Source organism: Aliikangiella maris (genome assembly GCF_040719265.1).
Classification (GTDB): domain Bacteria; phylum Pseudomonadota; class Gammaproteobacteria; order Enterobacterales; family Kangiellaceae; genus Aliikangiella; species Aliikangiella maris.
Map to the genome: position 1 here is coordinate 1 of NZ_JBFDAH010000063.1, position 4420 is coordinate 4420.

Annotated in this window: 7 protein-coding genes; 2 read left to right on the forward strand and 5 right to left on the reverse strand. The window is 40.5% G+C overall.

Features of this window, described 5'->3' with window-relative positions; translation table 11 throughout:
• A partial coding sequence (locus ABVT42_RS21660; RefSeq protein ID WP_417281491.1) for an IS110 family RNA-guided transposase occupies window positions 1-694 on the forward strand: 694 nt, incomplete at its 5' end.
• Between the two features lie 493 nt (window positions 695-1187).
• On the opposite strand, the gene ABVT42_RS21665 is transcribed toward ABVT42_RS21660, so the two are convergent.
• The 5 genes from ABVT42_RS21665 to ABVT42_RS21685 all read right to left on the reverse strand — a co-directional run bounded on the left by ABVT42_RS21665 (window position 1188) and on the right by ABVT42_RS21685 (window position 3802).
• The gene (locus ABVT42_RS21665; protein ID WP_353898012.1) at window positions 1188-1886 is read right to left on the reverse strand and encodes a hypothetical protein; all 699 of its coding nucleotides are present in this window, start codon (window positions 1884-1886) and stop codon (window positions 1188-1190) included.
• Between the two features lie 77 nt (window positions 1887-1963).
• Complete coding sequence (locus ABVT42_RS21670) at window positions 1964-2491, reverse strand: hypothetical protein (protein ID WP_353898013.1); 528 nt, start codon at window positions 2489-2491, stop codon at window positions 1964-1966.
• Window positions 2492-2562: 71 nt separating this feature from the next.
• Complete coding sequence (locus tag ABVT42_RS21675; protein ID WP_353898014.1) at window positions 2563-2859, reverse strand: hypothetical protein; 297 nt, start codon at window positions 2857-2859, stop codon at window positions 2563-2565.
• 218 nt (window positions 2860-3077) lie between these two features.
• A complete protein-coding gene (locus tag ABVT42_RS21680; protein WP_353898015.1) occupies window positions 3078-3383 on the reverse strand; it encodes a hypothetical protein in 306 nt (101 codons plus the stop codon).
• 86 nt (window positions 3384-3469) lie between these two features.
• The gene (locus ABVT42_RS21685; RefSeq protein ID WP_353898016.1) at window positions 3470-3802 is read right to left on the reverse strand and encodes a hypothetical protein; all 333 of its coding nucleotides are present in this window, start codon (window positions 3800-3802) and stop codon (window positions 3470-3472) included.
• 380 nt (window positions 3803-4182) lie between these two features.
• On the opposite strand from ABVT42_RS21685, the gene ABVT42_RS21690 reads away from it, so the two are divergent.
• Window positions 4183-4420: transposase (locus tag ABVT42_RS21690; protein ID WP_465251088.1), on the forward strand; the 238-nt coding region annotated here is incomplete at its 3' end.

The window sequence follows — 4420 nt, forward strand, 5'->3', positions numbered from 1 at the left end:
CGCAATGAACGACTTATGTGATGCTAAGTATCAACTAAAAGCACTCTTGCTTCGCAATCATATTCACTACGATGGTAAGGCTAACTGGTCGGTTAAGCATATGCGTTGGTTGACCGATATGGTGTTGCCTCACCCTGCACAGCAAATTGTTTTACAAGAAATGATTCAAACCGTCACTGAGCGAATAGCCAGACTGGAAAGACTGGACAACGAGTTAGTTCACCAAGTGAAACGCTGGCGCTATTATCCTGGTGTTAAAGCGATTCAAGCCATGCGCGGTGTTCGTTTATTGGTTGCTGCGGGTGTCATCGCCGAGCTGGGTGATTTAACCCGATTCGACCACCCGAGAAAATTAATGAGTTATGTCGGGTTAGTTCCGAGCGAACACTCCAGCGGCGGCAGACGAAAAGTCGGCAGTATTACCAAGTGCGGTAATGGTCGAGCAAGACGATTACTCACCGAGGGGGCGCATTGTTATTGCTACCCAGCCAATATCTCTCATGACCTACAAATTCGTCAAGAAGGCTTGAGCAAAACCATTATCGATATTGCCTGGAAGGCACAGCTTCGATTGTGTAAACGTTATCAACGATTGATGAAACGAGGTAAACATTACAACGTGGTGATTACCGCCATTGCTCGAGAAATGATTGCGTACATTTGGGCCATTTCACGGGAAGTTGTTATNAGGTAAACATTACAACGTGGTGATTACCGCCATTGCTCGAGAAATGATTGCGTACATTTGGGCCATTTCACGGGAAGTTGTTATTTCTCCTGTTAATCCCAAAGATAGGCTCTCTCGTGTACCAGCATGATTAAAAGTTTTGGATTCAATTGCAGATTAAACCACAGTAGGTGGTGTAATCTCCGAGGGCGTTAGGATGGCTGATTATGAAAATTAATTAGACCCACGAGCATAGACTGAAGACAGGCACCACGACGAAATAAGTAAGGTAGGTTAATCGCTTCGCGATAAAATCCACGGATACCAGCATAAGAACCGTCGAAAGTTACTGGCTTTAATCTGTGATTGAATTCATCCCATTTTTTTAATAATGGCTCTTTGAAAAATAGGAGGGGGATTCGTGCATTTTAATTGACAAAGGGAGTCATACCAACGCCTCAATAATGGGCCGGAGCACGCAGTGCAGAGGTCCAGCCGCGAGGCGACATTGATTGATTGGTTATACCTTATCTTTCTCATCTGGGTTGTTCCCTAATCTTTCTTCTAGCTGTTTCTTTATCTCTTCATTTAATTTTATAAAAGGATCTAGGTTTCCATTGCGAGCTTCTTCCTCCATTTTAGCTAAGGCATCTCCATGCTCCGTTCCAGCCATTAGCTTTCTAAATTTATTAGCCTTCTCTTTCAGTGTTGTAGGTTCTTGGGGTGCTACTATTTCAAGACCACGGGCAAAAAGCTTTGATGCTAGAAGCCGTACCGATAAAAAGAAAAGCTGCTTTATGGCGGAAGGACTATCAGTCTTTGTATCTATATTTTGAGTTGCAGCTAGATTGTGAACTAGCGCCTGAGTTCGCTCAGCATCAAAGAGTACGTTAAAACCCTTTTTTCGATCAAAATGTGCAGCTGCGTTTCTAATCTTCCTTATTGCTTCTAGCCCTTTTTTTTCTTCTTCATGAAGTAGACCAAGAGCGAAAGAGAGCCTGATCTTAAGATCAAAGCCTCCTGCCGGGCCTCGAAAATCCATTATGTCATTCGCAGCATCTTCTGAAACGCAGTATGACGCAAGATTGCAGCCAAGTATTTCTTCTAGATAGGCCGCCATAATCAAGATTGCTCCACGGTCAGATTCTGACTCAAACAGTGCAGTGATTTCTTTGGGTTGCCCCGAAAGGTCTTCTGGTGATTGAAAATTTTTGACCATGATGCTCCTTAGGTATAACGCATGCAGCAGAGGCAAAATTCGAGCTTGCGAGTATTTTGTCCTGCTGCCTGCACTTGTTAACCCTTGCTTGCCACAATATTGAATGTAGTAGATTCACCAATATTAAGGCTGTTGGTAACAAAGAATGCCTCCACCTTTAAATCAAGTGGTATTTGACGCGAAGGGTGCCCATCCAGCCACGCAAGTAACAACGTCATTTTCCCATCTTTATACTCACCGACTAGCGGAACGTCAGGAAATATAGCATCCGGCAGTTGCCCCTCTTTAACACGGAAATAGATAGCAAATTCTTCAATTGAATAAGTAGATTCTTTCGGTAACGAAATGTCTAAAAGGATAACCCCTGCGTCATCACACGAGCTGCCCGGTTTAGCAGAACCTCTTTTGATTTCTGAAACCTTTACTATGGGAGTTGGAACTTTTTCCCAGTAATCTCCTTTCTCACCTTTTTGAGCTGGTCCAGGATGCTCTTCCCAGCGTTCCAAGGTAGGTTTAAACAGATCCGCACCACCAAAGGAACAAGCGAATGTAGATTGACTAACAGCAGTCAATGCAAGAATTAAAAATATGCTGAGATGCTTCATGATTCTCCTAGAGGGTTAACGCTTCAAGCAGAATTGCGAGTATCGCATATGCTGCCTTGACTGGTTAGTTGCTATTTCCAAAACTGCCACCATTTTTTCGCTGGCATTAAGTTCACTTTGACAGGTTGTGCAGGTCTCATATCTTTCCAGTTTGAGCTTCCATCTTCGTTGTAGGTTTCACCTTCATCTCCATTTACTTGAGCATCGAGTTTTTTGGCAAGAGCAAAAGTGATCGCCCTCAACTCATCTTCTGGCTCATCCCAAGTTTCAGTAGCATTGAAAGAGATAGCCTCGTTGAATCGATAGATTCGAGCCCACTCATTTTCTTCAGCGAGATAGACTTCTGCGTCTCCTTCCGACGCTGGCATTCGAAGCTCCGCTCCTGACTGAGAGTTGACAGCAACATAGTCTTCTTTATTTATTCGGACATTATCAGTAGAAGAGACAACCTCTATCCAATCCTCTAATGTTATCCCTTCTTCTTTTTCTATATGTAGTTCGTATGACATGTCTTCCCTCAACTAACGCAAAAATAAATTGAGTATGTCTTCCAATACTTCAATTTTCATTGCCTTGTTATATCATACTAATTTGCTGACCAATTTAGTAAAGTAGGTCTATCACCACTACATGTGGCATCAGTGATTGTCATATTTACCGATTTACCAGCCATCCATATAGCTAATAGTGCTGAATAATGCGTTTTGCCTGGCTCCTTCGAAGTGTCTATTGCTACAACATTTCCCGAGTGGCCACAACTTTTGGATGAATGCACTTGATCCAAAGTTATTGTGAATTGATTACCATAAAATTCTATATTTTTGACTTTTGCACCACTTACTTGACTCACTCCAGCTTGAGAAAGTATTGGAAATACTACAAGGCTTAACATTAATAGATATTTTCTCATCATTTTCCTCAGTTTTTGATATAACGCCAAGCTTTGCAGTTTATCTGCAATAGCGTTTTGTTAAAAAACTATTTGTTAATTTGCAATCCGGTAAATTTGGGATATTTTCCTTGACAGCCATCTAACCAAAGATGCAGTTTCTTACCAGTTGTGAATGCAGTCAAAATCATTGAGTAAAGCCTATCAATTTCCTTTTCGCTTAGTGTAGTATCAATTACGTACAAATTAGTTGTATCCCCGCAATTATTGATGTCCTGGTAGGTTATTGATGGCACATAAAACCCCTTATATCCAGGCCTCCAAATAATATTTTTTACTGTTTGTGTTCCATTCGACCAAGAAGCACAAAATGAAGGGAAAGAGAAAATACTCAGTAGTAAAAATAAAGCAACACGATTCATTAATTTTCCTTATTTAGTTTTTAACGCCTAATTCAAAATTCAGGCGTTGTTTGCCTGAATATTTTGCAATGTCTGGTTACATAATTAACAGCCATTAGTCATAAGACATAGCGCTATTGAGTACCCATTTTAAAAGGAACTCAACATTTAATGAAAACCATTTTAAATGAATAAACACAAAAGATTTAACAATATTCGGACAATCGCTTGTAATATTTAGACATTTTAATCAATTAAAGATGAAAATTTATAGAATACACGAAACGCACGAAACGGGACATCCATAGCTATCGTTCAATACTCTCAAATATCAACTAGACAAACAAGCACCAGTCAGTTAAATTATTTCATAGGATAAAGTATTAATAAGGATATTAATTATGACTCGCTCCCGTAAAACTATTATCGATTTAGAAACCACTCCCTACTACCATTGTATTTCCCGTTGCGTTCGTCGGGCTTTTCTCTGTGGTGAAGACCATTTTTCAGGCCAATCCTATGAACATCGAAGAGAATGGATTGTTGGACGATTAGCTTATCTAGCCAATACTTTTGCGATTGAAATTGCTAGCTATGCCATTATGAGTAATCACTATCATCTAGTGCTGAGAGTTGATA

Bases quoted from the DNA above. Each gene is read 5' to 3' on its own strand.
- ABVT42_RS21675 (WP_353898014.1), bottom strand. From the start codon at position 2,859: ATGCCAGCGTCGGAAGGAGACGCAGAAGTCTATCTCGCTGAAGAAAAT.
- ABVT42_RS21680 (WP_353898015.1), bottom strand. From the start codon at position 3,383: ATGTTAAGCCTTGTAGTATTTCCAATACTTTCTCAAGCTGGAGTGAGT.
- ABVT42_RS21685 (WP_353898016.1), bottom strand. From the start codon at position 3,802: ATGAATCGTGTTGCTTTATTTTTACTACTGAGTATTTTCTCTTTCCCT.
- ABVT42_RS21670 (WP_353898013.1), bottom strand. From the start codon at position 2,491: ATGAAGCATCTCAGCATATTTTTAATTCTTGCATTGACTGCTGTTAGT.
- ABVT42_RS21665 (WP_353898012.1), bottom strand. From the start codon at position 1,886: ATGGTCAAAAATTTTCAATCACCAGAAGACCTTTCGGGGCAACCCAAA.